This window comes from Streptomyces sp. NPDC051320 (assembly GCF_040682175.1).
In the GTDB taxonomy this organism is placed as follows: Bacteria; Actinomycetota; Actinomycetes; order Streptomycetales; family Streptomycetaceae; genus Streptomyces.
The window spans coordinates 1-1,009 of the sequence record NZ_JBFBAL010000061.1 but is presented as its reverse complement, the minus strand read 5'-3'; the positions used below and the strand labels follow the sequence as shown (position 1 = coordinate 1,009).

Annotated in this window: 1 pseudogene; it reads right to left on the bottom strand. The window is 67.2% G+C overall.

Annotation, left to right across the window (positions count from 1 at the left end):
- Positions 1-18: 18 nt before the first annotated feature.
- A pseudogene (locus AB0M87_RS33365) lies at positions 19-950 on the bottom strand (IS5 family transposase).
- Positions 951-1,009: the final 59 nt, after the last annotated feature.

Genomic DNA, 1,009 nt, shown 5'->3' with positions numbered 1-1,009 from the left:
TAGGCACTGTTTCTCGGATCATGTTCGGAGCCAGATGACGAGGGCTGCGAGCGTGATGGTGCCGAGGTAGATGTAGGCGCGTTTCTCGTAGCGGGTGGCGACGGCGCGGAAGCCTTTGAGGCGGTTGATGGTGCGTTCGACGGTGTTGCGTTTCTTGTAGCGCTCGCTGTCGAAACCGGTGGGCCGTCCGCCTCGAGAGCCTCGGCTCTTGCGGTGTCTCTGCTGGTCGAGACGTTCGGGGATGGTGTGCGGGATGCCGCGTCGTCGCAGGTAGCGGCGGTTCATCCGGGACGTGTAGGCCTTGTCCGCCAAGACACGGTCGGGCCGGGTGCGAGGTCGCCCGGCTCCGGGCCGGGGCACGGAGACCTGTTCCAGCACCCGCTCCAGCTGGGGTCCGTCACCGTAGTGTCCGGGTGTCAGGGCGAGGCCGAGGGGTCGGCATCGCCCGTCGGCGACGAGGTGGATCTTGGTGGTGAACCCTCCGCGGGAACGTCCCAGGCATTCGCCGATCTGACCACCTCCTCCAGACGGGCGGCCAGTTTCCGCAGTACCGGATCGACCTGGTTCGTCCCCCGCACGGCCCCCTTTTGGGGAACGGCGGCCGGGGGCGCTTTCCTCGCGCCGGCCGCGTGCTGGTGGGCCCGCACGGCTGTTGAGTCCACCGACACGTCCCAGTCGATCCCGCCCTCGGCATCCTCGGCTGCCTGGATGCGGGACAACAGCATCTGCCACGTTCCATCGGCTGACCAGCGGCGATGCCGTTTGTAGACCGTCTCCCACGGTCCGAACCGCTCGGGCAGATCCCGCCACTGGACACCGGTCCGCACTCGGTAGAGAACCCCGTTGATCACCCGGCGGTGGTCGCTCCACCGACCACCACGCGCACCACCAGGAGGTAAGAACGCCTCCAGCCGATCCCACTCCGCATTCGTCAGATCACCACGGCCCATACAGCCAGCCTGGCCTCAACACCCCACCCACGTCCCGAGATCCGAGAAACAGTGCCTAG